General features: G+C 70.1%; 18 protein-coding genes and 1 tRNA gene. 12 read left to right on the top strand and 7 right to left on the bottom strand.

Going from position 1 to position 21,449, the window contains the following annotated elements; all coding sequences use genetic code 11:
• Positions 1-42: 42 nt before the first annotated feature.
• Positions 43-2,958, top strand: coding sequence for a hypothetical protein (locus tag ACWD3H_RS33900; RefSeq protein ID WP_451957889.1), 2,916 nt, complete (start codon positions 43-45; stop codon positions 2,956-2,958).
• A 95-nt stretch (positions 2,959-3,053) separates the two neighbouring features.
• Positions 3,054-4,271 (top strand): DUF418 domain-containing protein, encoded by a 1,218-nt coding sequence (locus ACWD3H_RS33895; protein WP_355559608.1) that lies wholly within the window; start codon positions 3,054-3,056, stop codon positions 4,269-4,271.
• An 11-nt stretch (positions 4,272-4,282) separates the two neighbouring features.
• Here the strand turns inward: ACWD3H_RS33895 and ACWD3H_RS33890 are convergent, their stop codons facing one another.
• Together ACWD3H_RS33890 and ACWD3H_RS33885 are read right to left on the bottom strand one after the other, a co-directional pair.
• Positions 4,283-5,602 carry a GH39 family glycosyl hydrolase gene (locus tag ACWD3H_RS33890; protein ID WP_451957888.1) on the bottom strand — a complete coding sequence of 440 codons (1,320 nt, stop codon included), beginning with the start codon at positions 5,600-5,602 and terminating at the stop codon, positions 4,283-4,285.
• A gap of 294 nt (positions 5,603-5,896) precedes the next feature.
• Positions 5,897-6,922 carry a phosphotransferase family protein gene (locus tag ACWD3H_RS33885; protein ID WP_355559602.1) on the bottom strand — a complete coding sequence of 342 codons (1,026 nt, stop codon included), beginning with the start codon at positions 6,920-6,922 and terminating at the stop codon, positions 5,897-5,899.
• Between the two features lie 198 nt (positions 6,923-7,120).
• Here ACWD3H_RS33885 and ACWD3H_RS33880 point away from each other — a divergent pair, with 198 nt between their 5' ends.
• On the top strand, positions 7,121-8,206 hold the full coding sequence (locus tag ACWD3H_RS33880; RefSeq protein WP_355559600.1) for a GNAT family N-acetyltransferase: 1,086 nt from the start codon (positions 7,121-7,123) through the stop codon (positions 8,204-8,206).
• A 34-nt stretch (positions 8,207-8,240) separates the two neighbouring features.
• Here the strand turns inward: ACWD3H_RS33880 and pdxR are convergent, their stop codons facing one another.
• On the bottom strand, positions 8,241-9,635 hold the full coding sequence (gene pdxR / locus ACWD3H_RS33875; RefSeq protein ID WP_355559597.1) for a MocR-like pyridoxine biosynthesis transcription factor PdxR: 1,395 nt from the start codon (positions 9,633-9,635) through the stop codon (positions 8,241-8,243).
• 67 nt (positions 9,636-9,702) lie between these two features.
• Here pdxR and ACWD3H_RS33870 point away from each other — a divergent pair, with 67 nt between their 5' ends.
• From ACWD3H_RS33870 to ACWD3H_RS33840, 7 genes are all read left to right on the top strand, one after another.
• Positions 9,703-10,347 (top strand): pyridoxamine 5'-phosphate oxidase family protein, encoded by a 645-nt coding sequence (locus ACWD3H_RS33870; protein WP_451957887.1) that lies wholly within the window; start codon positions 9,703-9,705, stop codon positions 10,345-10,347.
• A 180-nt stretch (positions 10,348-10,527) separates the two neighbouring features.
• The gene (locus tag ACWD3H_RS33865; protein ID WP_451957886.1) at positions 10,528-12,204 is read left to right on the top strand and encodes a protein kinase domain-containing protein; all 1,677 of its coding nucleotides are present in this window, start codon (positions 10,528-10,530) and stop codon (positions 12,202-12,204) included.
• Positions 12,205-12,223: 19 nt separating this feature from the next.
• The gene (locus tag ACWD3H_RS33860; RefSeq protein WP_451957885.1) at positions 12,224-13,642 is read left to right on the top strand and encodes a hypothetical protein; all 1,419 of its coding nucleotides are present in this window, start codon (positions 12,224-12,226) and stop codon (positions 13,640-13,642) included.
• 55 nt (positions 13,643-13,697) lie between these two features.
• The gene (locus ACWD3H_RS33855; protein WP_451957884.1) at positions 13,698-14,789 is read left to right on the top strand and encodes a DUF2510 domain-containing protein; all 1,092 of its coding nucleotides are present in this window, start codon (positions 13,698-13,700) and stop codon (positions 14,787-14,789) included.
• Positions 14,790-14,810: 21 nt separating this feature from the next.
• Positions 14,811-15,413 carry an oligoribonuclease gene (gene orn, locus ACWD3H_RS33850; protein ID WP_350921144.1) on the top strand — a complete coding sequence of 201 codons (603 nt, stop codon included), beginning with the start codon at positions 14,811-14,813 and terminating at the stop codon, positions 15,411-15,413.
• Between the two features lie 76 nt (positions 15,414-15,489).
• A tRNA-His gene (locus ACWD3H_RS33845) sits at positions 15,490-15,565 on the top strand.
• A gap of 152 nt (positions 15,566-15,717) precedes the next feature.
• On the top strand, positions 15,718-15,972 hold the full coding sequence (locus ACWD3H_RS33840) for a helix-turn-helix domain-containing protein (protein ID WP_350921141.1): 255 nt from the start codon (positions 15,718-15,720) through the stop codon (positions 15,970-15,972).
• Here the strand turns inward: ACWD3H_RS33840 and lat are convergent.
• The 3 genes from lat to trhA form a co-directional block, all read right to left on the bottom strand.
• On the bottom strand, positions 15,914-17,320 hold the full coding sequence (lat, locus tag ACWD3H_RS33835) for an L-lysine 6-transaminase (protein ID WP_451957883.1): 1,407 nt from the start codon (positions 17,318-17,320) through the stop codon (positions 15,914-15,916). The two genes, ACWD3H_RS33840 and lat, sit on opposite strands and share 59 nt — an antisense overlap.
• Before the next feature lie 239 nt (positions 17,321-17,559).
• Complete coding sequence (locus tag ACWD3H_RS33830; RefSeq protein WP_355569585.1) at positions 17,560-17,940, bottom strand: PPOX class F420-dependent oxidoreductase; 381 nt, start codon at positions 17,938-17,940, stop codon at positions 17,560-17,562.
• A gap of 10 nt (positions 17,941-17,950) precedes the next feature.
• Entirely contained in the window at positions 17,951-18,619 is a 669-nt protein-coding gene (gene trhA / locus ACWD3H_RS33825; RefSeq protein ID WP_350921137.1) for a PAQR family membrane homeostasis protein TrhA, read from the bottom strand.
• Positions 18,620-18,776: 157 nt separating this feature from the next.
• On the opposite strand from trhA, the gene ACWD3H_RS33820 reads away from it, so the two are divergent.
• Complete coding sequence (locus ACWD3H_RS33820; RefSeq protein ID WP_451957882.1) at positions 18,777-19,625, top strand: spermidine synthase; 849 nt, start codon at positions 18,777-18,779, stop codon at positions 19,623-19,625.
• A 96-nt stretch (positions 19,626-19,721) separates the two neighbouring features.
• Positions 19,722-20,708 carry a pirin family protein gene (locus ACWD3H_RS33815; protein WP_451957881.1) on the top strand — a complete coding sequence of 329 codons (987 nt, stop codon included), beginning with the start codon at positions 19,722-19,724 and terminating at the stop codon, positions 20,706-20,708.
• A gap of 19 nt (positions 20,709-20,727) precedes the next feature.
• On the opposite strand, the gene ACWD3H_RS33810 is transcribed toward ACWD3H_RS33815, so the two are convergent.
• The gene (locus ACWD3H_RS33810; RefSeq protein ID WP_451957880.1) at positions 20,728-21,294 is read right to left on the bottom strand and encodes a superoxide dismutase family protein; all 567 of its coding nucleotides are present in this window, start codon (positions 21,292-21,294) and stop codon (positions 20,728-20,730) included.
• Between the last annotated feature and the right edge of the window lie 155 nt (positions 21,295-21,449).

Raw genomic sequence — 21,449 nt, 5'->3', positions numbered from 1 at the left:
GCCGCCATGATGTTAGACGTGAGGCAACGGGCAGGTAATGACGTGACGACGACACCGGCGGCGGAGACTGCCGAGGTCGGGGAGACCGATCCCACCCAGCCCGCGCCCTCGGACGGAGCGCGGGCCGGGTCCGGCGGCGAGCCCGTCGGCACGGCGCCCTCCGAGGCTCCGGAGGAGGCGCCCGACCGTGAGGTTCCCGATCACGCCGCACCGGGTGACAGCCGTGACGGCGAGGTTCCGAAGGGCGGGGTTTCCGGCGGCGAGGCCACCAAAGGTCCTCGTGACAGCGGCGACGGTGCATCGGACGACGCCGATGACGCCGACGACACGCCGGGTACGCCACCGGAGGTGATCTCCGACCGGGCTCCCGGCGAGGCTCCGGATACCTCCGACGGCGACGACTCGGAGGTCACCGCCGTCATCCGGCTGCCCGCACGCCCGATCTCACCGCCCACGGCGGACGCTCCCGAGGCCGAGGACGCCTCCGGCAGCGAGATCGACACCACGACGGAGATGCGTCTGCCCTCGGCGCCGCTCCGCCCGACGCCGAAACCCGCGGAGCCGAAACCTGCGGAGCCGGAGCCCACGGAGGCGGAGCCCGCAGAACCGGAGCCCGCGGAACCGGAACTCGCGGGACCGGTGACCGCGGAAGGCGGAACACCGGAGCGGAGACCGCGGGAAAGGGCCGTCACGACGTCCAGCCCGCTTCCAGGGACCCCTGAGCCCGCTTCGGAGGCCACGGCTCCAGCGGACCGTCGGGAGCCGCAGAGCGCGCCGCGGAGCCCGGGGAAGGCGGCTCCTGCCGCCGCCAGGCCGTCGCGAATGACGAGCGTGATGCAGTCGGCCGCGGTGTGGCTGCCACCGTTGCTCACGGTCGAAGGCCTGATCATGTACGTGCTGGCCCTGCGCGTGACGCCGGGCCCGCTGCGGGGCGTCGACGTGACCAAGATCGACGCCTTGGGCCTGATCTCGGCCATGCCACTGACCGCGTTCGCCGCGATCCTGCTGATGCTCGTCGCGTTCTTCGTCACGATCGCGCAGAACACCGACCGCAAGTTCCTGCTGCTCTTCCAGATCGCGGCGATCACCTTCGCCCTGCACGGGGCGTCGGCCCTGATCTCGGACGAGGCCAGGTTCCCCACGGCCTACGTGCACGCCGGCTTCGTGGAGTACATCAACCGCACCGGCGAGTCGTCCGCGATCCTCGACGCCCGCCTCGCCTGGCCCGGGTTCTTCGCGCTGGTGGCGTTCGTCACGAAGGCCGCCGGGGTCACCGACCTGGCGACGATCATGCGGTGGACGCCGCTGCTGTCGAACCTGCTGTACCTGCTGCCGTTCGTGCTGATCCTGCGCCAGGTGGTCGCCACCACCCGGGCCCGCTGGTTCGCCGCCCTGCTGTTCGTCATCGTCCAGTGGATCGGCCAGGACTACTTCTCCTCCCAGGGCTTCACATACGCGATCTACCTGGCCTTCGTGGCGATCGTGCTGCGCTGGTTCGGCAAGGTCGAGCCCCGCGACAAACCGATGCCGGCCAAGGGGCGCGTCCGGCGGCTGCTGGCCCGCCTGGACGGGCTGACCCCCGGCGAGCTGCCCCACTCGACCGGCGCCTACGACCGGGTGATCATGCTGATCGTGCTGATCGGCCTGTTCGGCACCGCGACCGCCTCGCACCAGATCACGCCGTTCATGATGCTCGGCGCGCTGACCGGCCTGCTGCTGCTCCGGCGCACCTCGCTCAGCTGGGCGCTGCCGTTCTTCCTCGGCCTGATCGTGCTGTCGTGGATCAGCTACCAGACCGTCACCTTCTGGAGCGGGCACATCGACCAGCTCTTCGGCGGGCTGGGCCGGATCCTGCAGAACCTGCAGAGCAACACCGGCGACCGGATCGACGGCAGCGACCCCAGGCACGCCCTCGTCCTGATGGCCCGCCTCGGCATCTGCGGCGTCATCCTGACGCTGGCCGCCGTCGGCCTGCTGCGCCGCGTGCGGCGCGGTGTCGGCGACCGCGCGGCGCTGCTTCTGCTCTGCATCCCGGTGCTGGCGCTCGGGCTGCAGAACTACGGCGGTGAGATCGGCCTGCGGATCTACCTGTTCGCACTGCCCGGCGCCTGCATCCTGGCCGCCTATGCCTTCTTCCCGAACCTTCCCGCCGGCACGGAGGACGCGCCGGAGGAGACGGTGCCGATCCGCAGGCGCAACATCCGGTTCAACCCGGAGCTGACGCGCCGGATCTCGCTGCTGCTGGCCGCCGGATGTGCCATGGCCCTGGCGATGGTCTTCCTGGTCGCCCGGTACGGCAACGAGCAGTTCGAGCGGGTCTCGGAGAGCGAGGTCGCGGCGATGCACTACATCTACGACCATGACGAACCCAGTGCCCGCGTCCTCTTCCTCACCCCGCTGCTCGGCCCGGAGGTCACGCCCATCATGCCGTGGGGCGAACGGGACTTCGACAAGATCTCCTACGAGCAGGTGCTGGTGCACAAGGATCCGGCCCAGCTCTCCTCGGTGCTCGACAAACTCCGCGCGTCCCCGCCCAACACCTACCTGGTGGCGACCCGCGCGCAGGCCGGATACCTGCAGCTCAACCACGGCTTCCCGAACGACTGGACCCCCAGGTTCCGCGCCGCGCTGGATGCCCACAAGGATCTCAAGCGGGTGTTCAACGGCGAGGACGCCGCCGTCTACACGCTCAAGTCCTTCCCCGAGGGCACCGAGATCCCCGAGCGCGGGGTACCGCTCGGTGGCAGCGACCCGACCTCGCCGTGGACACCGGTCGGCCTGGCCGCGCTGGGTGTGACCTGGATCGCGTTGTTCGTCTACGAGGTGTTCCGCCTGGGCGGCCGCGAGAGTGGGAGGCGGGCCAGGAGACGCATCCTGTTCGTCGCGGTGCCCGCGTTCGTGCTGGCCCTCGCGGTGATCGCGGAGCGCTTCATCGTCATCGGCTACCAACTTCAATAAAGGACAAAGTCGCTTGGCCGACGGCCTCCCCGCGCCATACTGAGCACCGTTTGCCGGGAGACGCCTGTCTCAGAGCCTGGTCGAAGGACGGTTGGATGTTCACAGGGGAACCCCGTGGTCGGACGGGGACCTCCACCCAGGGCACGGGACGGCGGATCGCGGCGGTCGACGCGCTGCGCGGTTTCGCGCTGCTGGGCATCGTGGTGGTCAACATCACCTACCTCGCCTCCGGATACCGGATGGCGGGGCTGGCGGCGCCGTCGTTCTCCGCGCCGCTCGACTGGGAGGTGCGCTGGGTCGTCTCGTTGTTCTTCGAGAACAAGTTCTATCTGCTCTTCGCCTTCCTGTTCGGCTACAGCTTCACCCTCCAGCTCGACTCGGCCCACGCCTCCGCGGCGGCGTTCGTCCCCAGGTTCCTGCGCCGCCTGGGCGGGCTGTTCCTGCTCGGCCTCGCCCACGGCATCCTGCTGTTCCCCGGTGACATCCTGGCCACCTACGCGGTGGTGGGGCTGGTCCTGCTGGCGGTGCGGCGGATCACCCCGCGCACCGCGATGATCTCCGCGATCGCGCTGACCGTGGCGCTGGCGGTGGGGATGCTGCTGCTGGCCTTACTGGCGACGCTGGGCGCCGACGCATCGAGGGCGGTCTCCGAGAACGCCGCCCAGGCCGCCATGTCCGACCGCGCCCTGCACGGCTCCGCATCCATGATCATCAACGAGCACCTGCACAAACTGGCCAGGATCTTCGTGCTGCGGGTCTTCTTCCAGGGGCCCACCGTGCTCGCCGCCTGCCTGGTCGGGCTGGCACTGGGCAAGATGCGCCTGCTGGGTGACCTGTCCGGGCACACCGTGACGCTGCGGCGGCTGCAGTGGGCGGGGTTCACCGTCGGCCTCGCCGGGGCCGTGGTCTACACGCACGCGACCTGGTCGGACGGCGGGCACGCGTACCACATGGTCGGCCAGTCGGTGAACCTGGTCACCGCGCCGCTGCTGGCCGCGGCCTACGCCGCCACCCTGCTGCGTCTGCTCCCCTCGGCACCTCGCCTGGCCGGGACGCTCGCGCCTCCCGGCAGGCTGGCACTGACGAACTATCTGGGGCAGTCGCTGATCAGCTCACTGATCTTCACCGGCTACGGGATGAGCCTGGTCGACCAGCTCAGCCCGTTCTCCGTGGTGTCGATCGGCATCGCCATCTTCACGGTCCAGGCCGTGTGGAGCCGGTGGTGGCTGAGCCGCCATCAGTACGGGCCCGTGGAATGGCTACTGCGCTGGTTCACCAACTGGCGCAGACCCTCCCGTCCTGAGCGAGCCTAGCCTGCCGAGGCTCACGCACCGGTGCGCTCGCTCCACCTGACCTCGTACGGCTTCAGCTCGAACTGCTTGCCGTCCACGGTGGTGCTCGCGGCCGCGTCGGTGGTGTTGACCATCACGAGCTGCCGTTCCTGGGCGAGGACCCGCACCTTCTCGTTGGAGGAGGTGACCGTCTCCAGCTTGGTCCCGAGCGGGAACCACTTGGTGAAGCCGCTCAGGATGCCCGCCATGGGCATCTCCGCACCGGTGCTCGGGTGCCACAGGCAGCCCAGGCAGACCTGGTCGTCGCCGGTGGACTTGCGCTGGGGGCTCCAGTAGAGCGAGGTGGTGACGCCGCTGGTGGCGAACTCCATCATCGCCGCGGTCTGCACCGCGATGCGACGCTCCTCGCTCCAGTCCCTGCTGTCCGGCTCGACGTACCACTCGGCCCACCAGACCGGCAGGTCGCCGCTCTTCTGCCGCAGCCAGGTGGTGAGGGCGCCGAACTTGCCCAGGGCGGTGAACTCGTCGGGGTAGGCACCGGCCTCCCTGGTGACCGAGGCTCCGTCGACGACGATGAAGTCGGCGCCCTTCTTCTTCTCGATCCAGTACTCGACCGCCTCCAGGTCACGCTGGATGACGCTCCCCCACGGCCCCTTGATCTCCGCCCCCTGTTCGGGAGCGGTGGTGCTGCCGACCGACACGTACGGCCCGCCGACCTTGATGTCCTTGTCGACGGCCTTCAGCGCGTCGTAGACCTTGTTGTAGAGCTCGGTGTAGCCCTCGATGTCCCAGCGGTTCTGGGCGTTGTTCCAGAAACCCTTCAGCTCGTTCCAGACCATGAAGTGCTTGACCGTGGGGTAGCGCCTGGCGACCGTCGCGGCGAGCTTCGCGTAGTCGTCGAAGTGCTCGCGCCGGGGCGCCGTCTCCAGTTGCGTCCAGTCGGTCCGGCCGGAGGTGCCGCCCTTCATCCAGTCGGGCGAGCAGCAGAGCGTGATGATCGGAATGGCCTGGGACCTGGACATGAACTTGATGCGACGGTCGAGGTCGCGGAAGTCGTTCTTGCCGGGCGCGGGCTCGGGGTTGCCCGCGCCCCAGCCCATGATGTGCTGGTTCTGCAGCATCGGGACCCGGCTGAGCATGTGGGAGGCGGCCTCGGTGACCGCGCCGCTCTCGTTGTCGGCGCTGAACTCGGTGTGGGTGATGCCCCAGCGTGGCCAGTCCTGGACCGCGGGTGGTTCCTCCAGTGTTGGCGCCGCCTGCGTGGGAGGAATTGTCATACGCTGTCCGCGGGGAATGTCCGGTTTGGCGGCGAAGGCGATGATGCCCACCACCAGCACCACCGTTACCGCCATCGCTCCCAGTGCGACCGGCCAGGCCGGGCGCCGTCGCTGGTGCCGTCCGTTAGTCGGTATCACCGATTCCTCAATCCTCGCAGGTCAACGAATGTAGCGTTCCACAGCGACAACGGACGTGACGGTGAGCTGAGCTGCTTCACAGACAAGCGTTACCGGTCGCGTCGCCAGCGTATCCATGGCGACTTGCATGACGGTTGAAAGCCGGAAGTAGTTCCCGTCATACCCCGCTCACCGGGCCGTGCGGCACCCACACCACGGCTCCGAAGGTGGACGGCGACCGCGACCGCGGGTTCAGCCCTCCAGGACCCGCAGCGCCCGGTCGACGAGTGTGGGAACGGCGGCGCCGATGTGCTCGAAGCCCTCACCGACGGTCTTGCCCTGCTTGAACCTGGCGTGGATGCCCTCCACGATGACGGCGAGCTTGTAGTTGCCGAAGGCCAGGTAGAAGTCCAGGTCGGACAGGTCGGCGCCGGAGACCTTGGCATAGTGTGCGGCGAACTCGCGGGCGGTGAGGAAGCCGGGGGCCACGGTGACGCCCGCCGCGACCGGGATCGAGGCGCGCTCGGTGTCGCCGGGGTCCTGCCAGTAGGTGAGGGTGAGGCCGAGGTCCGCCAGGGGGTCGCCGAGCGTGGACATCTCCCAGTCGACGACGGCGAGGATGTCGGGGTCCGGCGAGATTCGCACGAGCGTGTTGTCGAGCCGGTAGTCACCGTGGACCAGTGTCGAGGCCGAGCGGGCGGGCAGGCGCTCGCGCAGCAGGGCCACCAGGCGGTCGTAGGCGGGCAACTCGCCGGTCTTCGACCGTTCCCACTGCTGTCCCCAGCGCTCCAGCTGGCGGGCCATGTATCCCTCGGGGCGTCCGAAGTCCCCCAGGCCCGCCTTCTCGTAGTCGATCGCGTGGATCGCGGCGAGCACCTCGGCCAGCCGCTCCGACAGTCTCCGGGCCTGCTCGGGGGTGAGATCCCGGGTGTCCTCCTGGCTCCGCACGGCCGCGCCGTCCACATGCGCCATGAGGTAGAACGGCGCCCCGATCACGTCCTGGTCGTCGCAGAAGGCGACCGGCTCCGGCACCGGGACCGAGGTCGGCGCGAGCGCCGAGATCACCCGCCACTCGCGCCTCATGTCGTGGGCGGTCGGCAGCACGTGGCCCAGCGGCGGCCGGCGCAGCACCAGGCGGCGCCCGGGGGTCTCGACGATGTACGTCAGGTTGGACCTGCCACCGGCGATCAGGGAGACCCCGGTGGGCTCGCCGACGCCGGGGACGTTGGCCGCGATCCATTCGACGAGGCGGGACCAGTCGATGCCAGGGGTGCTCATGGCCCCCATTAGAACGCCACTCGGGTGAGTGGCGCCAGCAGGGACCTCACAATGAGATCCCGAAACGTTGCCTCCCCAACTACGGGGAAATTACTTCCGTACTTTATCGTTACATTACGTCCCTACCAGCATGCTTGGGCTTTACGGCATCCTGCACAGGATGACGTAAGGGGACCCCGCACATCCCAGTAGGAGCTCATGCGCGTCTCAATCGTTCAGCCCCGTGATCTCGGACCGGTCGACATCGATCGCTGGAGGACTCTCCAGGGTGCCGACGCCGCTTTCGACAGCCCGTTCCTGTCGCCGGAGTTCACAGTCACCGTCGGCGCCCTGCAGGAACGCGTCCGGGTCGCGGTGCTGTACGAAGGACAGGACGTGGTGGGGTTCTTCCCCTTCGAACGCCATCCGATGGGCATCGGCATGCCCGTGGCCGCGGGCCTGACCGACGCGCAGGGGCTGGTCCACGCCAAGGACGTGGAGATCGACGCGCAGCGCCTGATCAGGGCGTGCGGCCTGGCCGTCTACGAGTTCGACCATCTGATCGCCGGGCAGCCGCTGCTCCAGCCGGGGCACAGCAGGCACCCTTCACCGATCATCGATCTCCGCGACGGCTTCGAGTCGTACATCGAGACGATCAAGGTGACCTCCGGCAAGACCTACCGCTCGACGGCGTACAAGAGCCGCAAGCTCCAGCGCGACGCCGGGCCGCTCCGGCACGACTACGCCACCACCGACCTGGCGCCGCTGCGCACGCTGCTCGGCTGGAAGACCGAGCAGTACCGGCGCACCGGCCGCAACGACAGGTTCGCCCGGCCGTGGATCGTGGAGCTGGTCGAACGGTTCCTCGCCACCGACACCGAGCACTTCGGCGGGGTCCTCGACATGGTGTACGTGGACGACCGGCCGGTCGCCGGGCACTTCGGCCTGCGCACCGGCACCACGCTCGCGGGCTGGTTTCCCGCCTACGACACCGCCTTCGCGAAGTACTCCCCCGGCCTGATCCACCACCTGGCCATGGCCGAGAAGGCCGCCGAGGCCGGGATCGGAGTCATCGACATGGGCCGCGGGGAGAAGGAGTACAAGGAGAAGCTGAAGAACGGCGAGTACGAGGTCTCGGAGGGCCGGGTCGCCCGGCTGAGCCCCGGCGCCGGGGTCCACTGGATGCTGCGGGTGCCGGTGCGCAAGGCACGTGGCACGGTCCTGGCCAACCCGCTCCTGCGCACCACCGCCGACCGCGCGCTCAAGACGTACGGCCGCCTGCGAACGTCCCTGCAATCCCCCTGAGCAGGGTTCGCGGCGGTGTGGGAACGGTCCTTTCTCACCCGATCAGCTCGGCGACCACCGAGACGCCCCGCCTGACGTCCGCCTGCGACGCGGAGCCGTAGCCGACCACCAGGCCGTGCCGCAGCTGCGGCCCGTGGTAGTGGCGGGTCATCGAGTCGAGCAGCACGCCACGGGCACGGGCGGCCTCGACCAGCGGCGTGACCGCGTGCTCCGCGAGCTCCACCATGACGTGCAGGCCCGCGGTGTCGCCGATGACCCTGGGGCCGAGGATGTCGACGACCACGGCCCGGCGGCGCGCGTACTCCAGCCGCATCCGGCGCAGGTGCCGGTCCAGGTCCCCTCTCTCGCAGAGCACCGCCACCGCCTGCTGGGCCGGGCCGCCGGTGCGGTCGGCCAGGTCGTCCCTGGTCAGGGCGATGGCTTCGATGAGGCTCGGCCGGGCGACCAGCCAGCCGACGCCGATGTCCGGCGTCAGGGCCTTGCTCAGGCTGCCCAGCAGCACCACCCGCTCGGGACCGAGGCCGTGCAGGGCGGGCAGCGGCGCGACGTCGTAGCGGAACTCGGCGTCGTAGTCGTCCTCCACGAGGATCGCACCGGTGCGGCGGGCCCAGGCGAGAAGGCGCTCCCTGCGCGGGATGGGCAGGCGGCCGCCGAGGGGGTACTGGTGGGCCGGAGTGGTGTAGAGGACACGCAGGTCATCCGGGAGGCGGTCGACGACGACCCCGTCCTCGTCGACCGGGCAGGGCACGATCTCCGCTCCCCTCCCGGCGAAGACGTTCCTGGCGACGCGGTAGCCGGGCTCCTCGACGCCGGCCCGGTCACCGGGCCGCAGGAGCGTGGCGGCGACCAGGTCGAGCCCGTTGCCGGTGCCCCGGGTGACCATGATGTTCTCCGGCCCGACGGGGATCGCCCTGGTCCTGCGCAGGTGCTCGGCCAGGGCCGTGCGGAGCCTGGGCAGGCCGCGGGGATCGGGGTCGCTCGCCGGCGGCAGGTCGGCCGCTCCGCGCCAGGCCCTGCGCCAGGCCGCCCGGTCGTAGTCGTGGACCCACGGCCGCCCGGGACGCAGGTCGATCACCCGCCCGCCGTCCCCCGGCGGGGCATCCTGGCCGGGAAGGGCGACGGGAGGTGGCGCGAGGGGGCCGCGAGCGCGCTCGTGCACGGGAGGGACCACCATGTCGGCCACGTAGGTGCCGGAGCCGTGGCGTCCTTCGAGCCAGCCTTCCGCGTACAGCTGCTGGTAGGCCTCGGTGACGACGGTACGGCTGACCGCGAGCTGGCCGGCGAGGGCACGGGTGGAGGGCAGTCGCTCGCCGGAGGCGAGGGCGCCGTCGCGCATGGCGGCCCTGAGGCGGTCACCGAGCTGGACGGCGAGTGCCGTACCGGACTCGCGGTCCACCGAAACGGGCAGGTCGACGGCGAGGCGCGGCAAAGTGGTCTCCTATAAGCGCATGGAAGTGGACATGTTCTCGGTATCCACTTCTCTCTAGGCTAGTGCCATGCTCTCTACGACTCCCCGCACCACCCTCGGCCGCTCGAAGAACAGGGGCCTGACCTCTCGCGAGGATCTGTACGCGGTGCTGGACGCCGGGCTGGTCTGTCATCTGGGCGTCGTGGTCGACGGCTTCCCCATGGTCGTCCCCACCGGTTACGGCCGGATCGGTGACACCCTCTACGTGCACGGTTCCACCGGCGCCACCTCCCTGCGGAACGCGGACGAGGTCTGCGTCACGGTGACCCACCTGGACGGCATCGTGCTGGCCCGCTCGGCCTTCAACCACTCGCTCAACTACCGCTGCGCCATGGTCTACGGCCGTGTCCGCCGGGTGGAGGGCGGCGAGGAGCACCTGGCCGGGCTACGGGCGATCACCGAGCAGCTGGCCCCCGGCCAGTGGGACGCCAGCCGCGCGCCCACCAGGAAGGAACTCTCCGCGACCACAGTGCTCGCCCTCTCCCTCGCCGAGGCATCGGTGAAGGTGCGACAGGGCCCGCCGATCGACGAGGAGGAGGACTACGAGCTGCCGATCTGGGCGGGGGTCCTGCCGCTCCACCAGGTCTGGGGAGCTCCCGAGCCCGATCCCGCGATGACCGGGGACCTGGCCGTCCCCGCGCACATCGCGTCACGAACCACGCCCGTTCGTTAAGTCTCCGCGGCGGGCCGACGCACCACGGGGCGCGCCTGTCCGTGCGAGACCCCGCCGCTCGTACCGATCGACCCTATGGAGTGAGACTGATTCGCGATTGATACGCGAAATGTGTTTCTCTATGGCTAGGCTACGGTTCGTCTGTTATGGGTGGGGGCCCAGACAACTGAGGAGACCGTTATGTACGGCACGCCATCGGCCTGGCGAGTCCCCGGATACACCGAGATCCGCGAACTGGGCACCGGCGCGGCGGGGCGTGTGGTGATGGCGCGGCACGATGCCGACGGCGTCCTGGTAGCGATCAAGTACCTGTCCGACGAGCTCAGGGGCGACGTCGGCTTCGTGGCGCGCTTCCGGCACGAGGCCAGGGTGCTCAACACCCTGAACAGCCCGCACTCCGTCCGGCTCTACGACTACGTCGAGACCGGCGACGGCGCGGCCATCGTCATGGAGCTGATCAACGGCGTCGCCCTGCGCGCGCTGCTGCGCTCGGAGGGGCCGACCGGCCCGGAGGCGGCGCTGCTCGTGCTCAAGGGTTCGCTCATGGGGCTGGCCGCCGCGCACTCGGCGGGCGTGGTGCACCGCGACTTCAAGCCCGAGAACGTGATGGTGGAGGCGGACGGGAAGAGCAAGCTCGTCGACTTCGGCATCGCGCTCCGCTCCGGCGACGGCGACGCCCCCGCGGGCACCCCGCCCTACATGGCCCCCGAGCAGTGGGTGGGCGGACCGGCCGGGCCCTCCACGGACGTCTACGCCGCCACCGTCGTGTTCTTCGAATGCCTGACCGGCACCCGCCCCTTCCGGGCCACGAACATCGCCGCGCTGGCCCGCCAGCACCAGGTCATGCCGCCGCCGGTCGAGGAGGTGCCCCCGGCCCTGCAGGGGCTGGTGGAGCGCGGCCTGGCCAAGCACGCCGCCGACCGGCCGCCGACCGCCTCCGCGTTCCTCACCGAGTTGGAGGCCGTGGCGGCCGACGCCTACGGTCCCGACTGGCAGGAGCGCGGCCGCCGCCGCCTGGCGGGGATCGTCGGGTTGCTGGCCGGGCTGTTCCCGCTGGACGCGCCCGCCCCGGCGGCCGACACCTCGCTGGCCACGACCGAGCTCGGCGGCAAGGGGGGAAGGACCTCCTCGCTCAGCAAGCTGAGCGTCAAGATCCTCATTGGCGTCGGCTGCATCGCGGTGATCGGCGGGCTGACCGCGGTACTGGTCGGATCGGGCGGCACCACGAAGATCCAGCCGCAGAGTTCCACCGTCACGAAGGACCCGACCCCCTCGGACCCGCTGGAGACGGTGCTCCCCGGGGACGACGGCGACGAGCTCGACGAGTCTGACGAGCCCGCGGAGGCGTCGCCGACCGCGGACGCGCCCTCCGCGACACCCACGCCGAGCAGCACCGCCTCGGGCCTCCCGCCCGTGCCGACCACCGCGACGCCCTCCAAGACGCCCAAGGCGTCGGCGACGCCCACCAGGAAGCCGACCGCGCGGCCGACCAGTAAGCCGACCGGGAAGCCGACCGAGTCTCCCTCCCCCGAGGAGGGCTCCACGCTCAACAATCCCGGCAAACCGGATACTCCCGCGACCAGACCGCCGTCCCCGACGGCGACCCCGACCCAGCCGTCGGCCTCCCCCACCCGGACGCGGCCGACGACGCGGCCGACCACGCCCTCACCCACCGAGACGACCCCCGAGGGAACCCCGACCCCCGAGGAAACCCCTCGGCTCACCAGCTCGCCCCTGCCTCCCGTCGAGACGGCCCCCTCGGCGCTCCTCGCGCTGGGCCTGGTGACAAGCGGTGCCGTGCCGGTCACACTGGCCGTCAAGCGCGGCGTGGCGGGACGGCACAGGAAACGCCGGTAACCAGGGAACGGGCAGAATCATGAACACTGACCGGGGCGGTGGCGCCGGATTCCGGTTGACCGGTCCTACCTGGGCCGGCGACCTGGGAATCTGGTCGTCGGCCGTCGCGGCCGACGGACGGCGGGGAGGCGCGCTCAGGTTCGACCCGCGACTGGTCGCCGATCCCTCGGCCCGCGAGAGGCTGATCGCGGCCGTGGTCGCCGACCGCAGGCTCACGCAGAGCGGCCTGACCGGGCTGGTCCCGATCGCCGACCTCATCACGGCCCAGGACGAGGTCTGGCTGATCACCTCGGAACCGGCGGCACCGACGGTGCGCGACCTGCTGTCCGGAGCCGCTGGATCACCCGGGCCCGACGCGGGCAGCGCGGCCACGGTCCTGATGGAGACGGCGCGGGTGCTGCTGGCCGTCCACTCCTCCGGGCTCATCCACGGTGAGCTTCACCCGGGCACCGTGGTGATCGCCCCGGACGGGTCGGCGCTGCTCGCCGAGCGGGGGCTGCTCGACGCGCTGCTCGGCCGCCCGCCCGCGCCGGAGCGGGACGTGGCCGCCTGGGCGTCACTCGCCCGGGGGCTGGCCGCCACCTGGGCCTCGGCCGACCGGGAAGCCGCGGGGCTGCTGGAACGGGTGGCGGCGACGGCCTCCATCCGGGGGCTCGCCGCCGCGCGCGACGCCCTGCTCGCCGGGCGTGACGTGCTGCCCTCCGGGTTCACCACCCGTGACAGGCTCGCGGAGACCCTGCACCGATGGCCGACGTATGAGGCGCCCGGCCGGGGAGGGCCCCCGCCGCCCGCGCCGGCCGCCCCCGACGAGGGGGAGATCGTCACGCTGCTCCACGTTCCGGGTACCGGCGAGCAGCGAACCCTGGGGGCCGACGAGCACCGGCCCGAGGACGTGGTCCTGCGGTTCGGCCCCGGGGTGCCCGCCGAGACCACGGCCGCCCAGATCTGGCGGGCCGGCCGGGACCAGCAGCAGACCGAGCCGCCCTCCGACAGGCTCAGGGCCGCCGCGGTCCCCCATGCTCGGCGGCGTCGCGGTCGTACGATCCTCTCCTCGACGATCCTCGCGCTGATGGTCGTGGGCGCGCTGGCGCTCTGGCTGTTCCGCGGTTCGTCGACACCGCTTGAGGTGACGAAGGTGGACGTCAGCGCCCCCAGGAAGACCCAGGGCTGCGACACGACGGTGAAGATCGCCGGTGTCCTGCACACCAACGGCGCGGGCGGGGAGGTCAGCTACCAGTGGAAGCGGAGCGACCGCAAGGAGCCGATCGTGCAGACCGACCAGATCTCGTCCGGGGCGACCTCGCACAAGGTGAGCCTGGACTGGACGGTCAAGGGCGAGGGAAGTTTCAAGGGAACCATCACCCTGTCGCTGCTCTCGCCGGCCCCCGAGGGCAAGAAGATCCAGGACAGAGCCACCTTCACCTACAAATGTTCATGAGTGATCCGCAAGGTCCACAATGCAGTACAAAGCCGTTCTTACTACTCTGACGGCCATGACCACGCAGACCCCCTCCGGCTGGTACCCCGATCCCTACGGCTCGCCGCTGTTGCGGTGGTGGGACGGCCACCAGTGGACCGATGCCACCCATCAGACGGATGTCCCCACCGGGCAGGGCATGCCTCAGGGATCGCAGACCGGCCCCTTTTCCTCCCAGCCTCCCCCCACGGGACAGGCGGCGGCGCCCTCGCCGGGAGAGCCCACGGGAACGGGCCCGACCGGCCAGTGGGACCAGCAGACCATGCGGCAGGGACCGGCGGGCACTGGGCAGCCGAACGGCAACACGGCGCAGATGCCCCTCCCGCCGTACGGCGTTCACCCGTCCGGGCCGCCGCCGCGCAAGAGCGGTCCGCTCCCGTGGATCCTCGGCGGTGGCGGCGCGCTGGTCCTGATCGTCGTGATCGTGGTCGCCGCGATGTATCTGATCAACCCCGACAGCAGGAACGAGGCCGGCGGGCCCGTCACGTCCCGTACGCCGCCTCCCTCGGCGAGCCGGGAACCCAGCCGGGAGCCGACCCCCGAGCCGACGCCCTCGCAGAGCCCGCCGCCCCAGCCGGTGGACGGGCGCATCACCGACCCCGTGACCGGCCTGTCCTACCAGATCCCCGAAGGGCCGTGGCAGGTGCCTCCCAGCCCCGGCGGCGGGCTCGGGTTCACCTGGACCAGCGCGGCCATAGCCACCGCCCACGAGAACTTCGACGGCAAGGGCGGCAACTGGGTCGGCAACGTGCTGACCGGTGAGCTTCCCGACCAGTACGGCTACCAGGGTGTCGAGAGCATGCGCTCGGTCGCCGCGACGTTGCTGCAGGTCATCGAGCCCAACTTCTACAGCCCCCCGCACCGCCGGAAGATCGTCGAGGACAAGGCCGTCAAGGTGAGCGGCAAGGAGGCCTGGCTGTTCGTCTTCGACCTGGACTTCTCCGAGCAGTCCGAGGCCAACGGCTGGAAGTGGAAGCGGGAGCGGGCCGCGTTCCTGATCGTCGACCGGGGTGAGGGCAGCCGAGCGGCGCTGGCCTACATCACCGTGCCCGACAATCTCGGCATCTCAACGGTGGACAAGGTGATCAAGTCATTCAAGCTCTCGTAACGGAGTACTACCCTGAAGGCTATGAGTGACCTGCTGGTCTGGATCGACTGTGAGATGACCGGGCTTGACCTTGGCCGTGACGCGCTCGTCGAGGTGGCCTGCGTGGTCACCGACGGTGAGCTGAACCAGCTTGACGAAGGTGTGGACGTGGTCATCAAACCCCCGCCCGAGTCCATCGAGCAGATGTCGGAGGTGGTGCGCGAGATGCACACCGCCTCCGGCCTGCTGGACGCGCTGAGCGAGGGCGTCACGCTGGCCGAGGCCGAGTCCATGGTGCTCGAATACATCAAGGGACACATCAAGGAGCCGAAGAAGGCTCCGCTGTGCGGCAACTCCATCTCCACCGACCGGTCGTTCCTCTCCCGGGACATGGCCGCCGTGGACGCCTTCCTGCACTATCGGATGATCGACGTCTCCTCGGTGAAGGAGCTGGCCCGGCGCTGGTACCCACGGGTCTACTTCGCCTCGCCCGAGAAGCAGGGCGGCCACCGCGCGCTGGCCGACATCGTCGAGAGCATCCGGGAGCTGCGCTACTACCGCGCGGCGGTCTTCGTGCCCCAGCCGGGACCCGACTCCGCCACCGCCAGGGAACTGGCCGAGACCGTGTCCGCGCGAAAACCCTGACCGGCTCGCGGGAAACCCGGTACGAAACGACTCCCAAAGACCGCTACACTTTTCATGTGCTGCCACGGCGGCGATGGTGGGCGTAGCTCAGTTGGCAGAGCGCTAGGTTGTGGTCCTAGATGCCGGGGGTTCAAGTCCCCTCGCTCACCCCATGAGAACGGCCGGTCCCTCGGGACCGGTCGTTCTGCATTTCCACTCCCGTTACCCACCAAAAGTGGATATTGCGGGTTATGCTCGCAGCTATCGCTACGCCGTAGGATCGGGGGTTTCGGCGACCTGACCGTGTTGCAACCACGGAGGCCGGATGAGAGTCGACGATGCCACGTTCGACGCGGAACCCACAGTCGTGACGGGCTTGAGCAGGCGCGAGACCGAGGTCATGGAACTGATCGCGACGGGTCGTTCCAACGGGCAGATCGCCCAGCACCTGTTTCTGAGCGAGAAGACCGTGAAGAACCATGTCAACCGGATATACGCCAAGCTGGGGGTCGACTCGCGGGTCACCGCGATCGATCTGTGGCTGGAACGGGCCGCGCGCGAGGACCCTCAGCACTGCTGAACGGCGACACGACGTCTCCGGACCGCTTCGGAGCCGTCGGGCCTGACCGGGCGGGGCGCCTCGGGCGGTGGGAGACCTCCAGGGCGCGGGCGATGGCGGACGTGCCCTCCCCCAGTTCCTCGGAGGCGATCGAGAGCGCCGGGCGCAACCGTACCGAGCGCTCGCCGCAGGGCAGGACCAGCACGCCCTCGTCCTCCCTGAGCGTGGCCACCAACAGGTCGCGCCGCGCGGCGTCCGGCAGGTCGAACGCGCACATCAGGCCGCGCCCCCGGGCGTTCTCCACCAGGCCGGGGAAGCCCGCCTGGATCTCCAGCAGCGCCTTGAGGAGCTCGGCGCCGAGCCTGCCCGCGCGCGGGATCAGGCCGTCGCGCTCCACGATCTCCAGCATCCGGCGGGAGCGGACCATGTCGACCAGCCCTCCGCCCCAGGTCGAGTTGATCCTGCCGCTGATCTGGAACACGTTGTCCGGCACCTCGTCGACCCTGCGGCCCGCCATGATCCCGCCCACCTGGACCTTCTTCCCGAAGGCCACCACATCGGGACTCAGGCCAAGTTGCTGGTACGCCCAGGGGGTGCCCGTGGTCCCGGCGCCGGTCTGCACCTCGTCCAGGACGAGGAGGGCGTCATGCTCGTGGCAGAGCCGTTCCATCGCGAGCAGGAACTCCGCCCGCATGTGGTTGTCGCCGCCCTCCCCCTGGATGGGCTCGGCGATGAAGCAGGCGATGTCGTGGGGATGGCGCTCGAAGGCCGCCCGCGCCGCGGCCAGGGATCTCTCCTCGGCCGCCTCGACGTCGCCGAGGTGGATCGCGGGCACCTCGATCCTGGGCCAGTCGAACTTCGGGAACCGGTCGGTCTTGATCGGGTCGGTGTTGGTCAGCGAGAGCGTGTAGCCGCTGCGCCCGTGGAAGGCGCGGGTGAGGTGGAGCACCTTGCCGCCGAGCTCGGGTGAGCGCCCCCGTGAGGCGTTGAGACGGCTCTTCCAGTCGAAGGCGCACTTCAGCGCGTTCTCCACGGCGAGGGCTCCGCCCTCCACGAAGAACAGGTGCGGCAGCTCGGGGTCACCGAGCACCCTGGCGAACGTGTCGGCGAAGTCGGCGAGGTGGGAGGTGTAGAGGTCGGAGTTGGCGGGCTTGTTCGCGGCGACGTGGCCGAGTAGCGCCAGGAACTCGGGGTCGTCGTCGAACGGGTTCACCCCGAGCGGGGCCGAGGCGAAGAAGCTGTAGAAGTCCAGGTAGCTCCGGCCGGTGTGGGCGTCGACGAGCCGGGAACCTCGGCTCCGTTCGAGGTCCAGCACCAGCCGGTAGCCGTCGACGAGCAGATGACGAGCGAGACGGGCGTGCACGTCCATGTCCCCTCCACGGTGATCCGAAGAGATGATCCCCCGTAATTGACACATCTACACGGAGACATTACGCGCTGGAGGCGGTTCTTATGAAGATTTTTCGGTTTATCGGCCCCCTGGGCATGTATGCCCGGGTGCCGGGACCGTGCGGCCCGAGCCCCTCTCGATGACCGTCTCCCTTCCCGGGGACCACTCCTTCCGAGACCACAAATCAGTCAAATCAACCTGCCGCAGGTTGGGCCGGGTCAGTTCGACGGAGAGATGCGGATTCCAACGGTGCCGTCGGCGCCCCGGCGGAACCTACTGCCGATCATGATCACCCGGGCGAGGAGCCCGTACTTCGCGACGATCAGCCCCCGGACCCGCTCGCTCTCCCCGGCCGGCAACTCCCGCGCGACGCCCTTGACCTCCGTTCCCCGCGTGTTGCCCCGCGCGTCGCACGCCGCCACGACGACCTCCGGATTGTTGCGGATCCTCTTGGCCTTGCCGGAGGATCCGGCGGTCCAGATCAGCAGGGAGTCACCGTCGGGGGCGGCCCACACCGGCGTCGGCACCGCGGCGCCGCTCTTCTTGAAAGTGGTCACGGACACGTACTTCTCGGTGCCCAGATCCTGGATTCGCGTCATGCACGGCACGTTACGCCGCCGCGTAGACCACCAGGGAGACCGCCACGTACTGCACCAGGTAGGCGGCGACGGTGAAGGCGTGGAAGACCTCGTGGAAGCCGAACCACCGGGGGGAGGGGTCTGGCCGCCTCATGGCGTACACGACGCCGCCCGCCGTGTAGAGCACCCCGCCGAGGAAGACCAGGGCCACCGCGACCACGCCCGCGCCCCGCACGAGCTGCGGCAGCACGAAGACAGCGGTCCAGCCGAGGCCGATGTAGAGGGCGGTCGAGAGCCATCGGGGGGCGTTGACCCACAGCACCCGGAAGAGCACCCCGGCGATCGCACCCGCCCAGATCACGCCGAGCACCACCGCGTCGGCCGGAGCGTCCAGGGCGAGCAGCGCGAACGGGGTGTAGGTGCCCGCGATGATCAGGTAGATGTTGGCGTGGTCGAGCCGGTGGAGCACCTCCTCCGTGCGCGGGGAGAGCACCCCCCGGTGGTAGGTGGCCGAGATCCCGAAGAGCAGGCCGGAGGTGATCGCGTAGACCGCGGCGGCGATCCTCGCCTGCGGAGTGGGCCCCAGCGCGACCAGGACGAATCCCGCGACGAGTGCCACGGGGAGCGCCCCGGCGTGCAACCAGCCGCGGAGGCGGGGCTTGACGGACTCGGCGAGCGTTTCTGCGACGGTCGTGGCCATAAACCTACGGTAGCGTAAGTTACGTCATCGTAGGTTGTGATTCTCCCTACACGCCGCGGCCGTGGACCGGCGTCTCCTCCAGCCGGGACCCGCCGTAGTGGAAACGGGGCATATGGTTTCTCTCCGGGTTCACGTCGCGGAAAAGAGGATCCAGCTGATGGGCAGGCGGGAAGCGCGGGAGCCGATGCCGGGACGGTATCCGGTGACCTTCGGCGAGGTGGACCTGCTGCAGGACCTCGACAGGCCCTCCGGCTGGGTGGTCTCCAAGGACGGCGTGCCGCAGTCGTACGTCGACCTCGACGACGCCACCTACCTCGACTTCGAGTACGTCCAGCTGATGGCCGACGTCGTCGACCTGCTCGCCGAGGGTCCGCTGGACACGGTGCACGTGGGCGGTTGCGCCTGCACCCTGCCCCGCTACGTCGCGGCGACCCGTCCCGGGTCCCGGCAGATCGTCGCCGAGCCCGACGAGGGGCTCGTCCAGCTCGTCAGAGACCAGCTCCGGCTGAAGTCGGTGCCCCGGCTCAAGGTCAGGCTCCTCGACGGCCGCACCGCCACCGCCGGGCTCGGGGACGATTCGGCCGACCTGCTCGTGCTGGACGCCTTCAGCGGCGCCACGATGCCGATCGAGCTGGCCACCTCCGAGTACATGGGAGACGTCGCCCGCGTCCTGCGCACCACCGGCACCGTGCTGATCAACGTCGCCGACGGCAAGGGGCTGGCCTTCACCCGCCGGGTGCTCGCCACCGTCCGCGAAACCTTCCCCCAGGTGGCGCTGCTCGCCGAGCCGGGCATCATGCGGGGCCGCCGCTTCGGCAACCTCATCGTCGCCGCCTCCCGGATGCCGCTCCCCGTCTCCGACCTGACCCGCAGGGCCGCGGGCGGCCTCACCCAGGCCCGCTGCGTGTACGGCGAGGACATCGTCAGGTTCATCGCCGGAGCCCGCCCGCTGCACGACGGCGACGCCGTGGTCACCCCGGTCCCCCCGCCCGCGGTCTTCGGCTGACCCGCGACCGGCCCGTTTCCCCAACCTCGTCCGCCATGGAATAGTTGAAACATCAACTGAGTTGTCGCCTGCGAACATCGCAGGAAGGAATCCACAATGCCGGCCGTGACCGTAGAGAACCTACTGACCCTGCCCCGCCTGCCGCAGCCGCTGAACGCGGTCCGCGAGCGCCAGGTGCTGGCGATCACCACAGCCCCGAGCGGATTCGAGGGAGAGGGCTTCCCGGTCCGCAAGGCACTCGCGACGATCAAGCCCCAGTATCTCGACCCGTTCATCATGATGGACCAGATGGGCGAGGTCGACTACGCGCCGGGCGAGCCCAAGGGCACCCCCTGGCACCCGCACCGGGGCTTCGAGACCGTCACCTACATGATCGACGGCGTGATGGAGCACGCCGACTCGCATGGCGGTGGCGGCACGATCTCCGACGGCGACACCCAGTGGATGACGGCCGGCGGCGGAATCCTGCACAAGGAGGCCCCCCCGGAGTGGCTGGTCGCCAAGGGCGGCCTGTTCCACGGGATCCAGCTCTGGGTCAACCTCCCCGGCAAGGAGAAGATGGTCGCGCCGAAGTACCAGGACATCGGCAGGACCAACGTCGTCCTGCTCAGCAGCCACGACGGCGGGGCGCTGGTCCGCCTGATCGCGGGCGAGGTCGGCGAGTTCACCGGCCCCGGCTCCACCAGGACACCGATCACCCTGCTGCACGCCTCGCTGAGCCCCGGCTCCCAGCTGACGCTCCCCTGGCGCAAGGATTTCAACGCGCTCGCGTACGTCCTGTCGGGCCACGGCACCGCGGGCGGCGACCGGCAGCCGATCGAGTCTGGCCAGCTGGCCGTCTTCGACGGCTTCGGCAGCCTTCCGGGGCTGGGCACCGACGGCGAGACCATCACGCTGTCGGCGGCCGGCACCCAGGAGAGCCGGAGCCCCAACATGGAGGTCATCGTGCTCGGCGGGCGCCCGATCGGCGAGCCGGTCGCGCACTACGGGCCGTTCGTGATGAACACCCAGGCGGAGCTCGTCAAGGCGTTCGAGGACTACCAGGCGGGCCGCCTCGGCACCATCCCCGCGGGCCACGCCTGATCGCGGAGCGCCGGACGTCCTAGGACTGGATGAGGGTGACGCAGGCGACGCGGGGGCCTGCGACGCCGGCCTCGGCGCCGGCGGTGCGGGTCGGCTCGGCGTGGATCACCAACGATCTGGGCAGCCGGCCCGCGACGAACGCCCAGTCCCGGGTGGCGGTGGCGGCGGCCTCCCCCCGGGCGTCGGTGGTGAAGTCGAGCCAGACCTCGTTCTGGGCACTGGCGTGGGCGTGGGCGTGCTGGTAGTGCGGCCCGGCGTCCTCGGGCTTGAGACCGCACGGGTTGACGTGCAGGTGCACCCCGTAGGTGCGTCCCGGGAGCATGCCGGTGACGGTGACCGTGGAGGTGGCGAGCACCGCCCCCGACTCCGCGGTGACCCGGGCCGTGGCTCCCGGCGGCACCAGCGTGGTGTCGTAGGCGATGACGGAGGCACGAGGTTCGGGGGCGGAGAACACCCCGCCCCCGGTAAGGCGGATCTCCGCGCTTGAGGCGACGGCCGGGCCGTGCCCCGCAGGATGGGTGTCGGCGGCCCGCTCACCACAGCCGGCGCAGAGCAGGGCGACGGCGAGAACTCCCAGAATGCGCATCCATGATCTCCTTGGCGGGCCGGGACAGTGCAGCGCCCACCATAACCAGTAATCATGTGATCACACTGGGTATTGACCACTTCCGGTCTTCGTCTTCGCTCCCGGCCGGGAGCGAAGACGAAAAACCGCGGGGTCGTCGCAAACCCCCGCCCCAC

The organism is Streptosporangium sp. NPDC002607 (assembly GCF_053592655.1).
The sequence above is the reverse complement of the archived record's forward strand: the minus strand, read 5'-3'. Positions and strand labels throughout refer to the sequence as shown.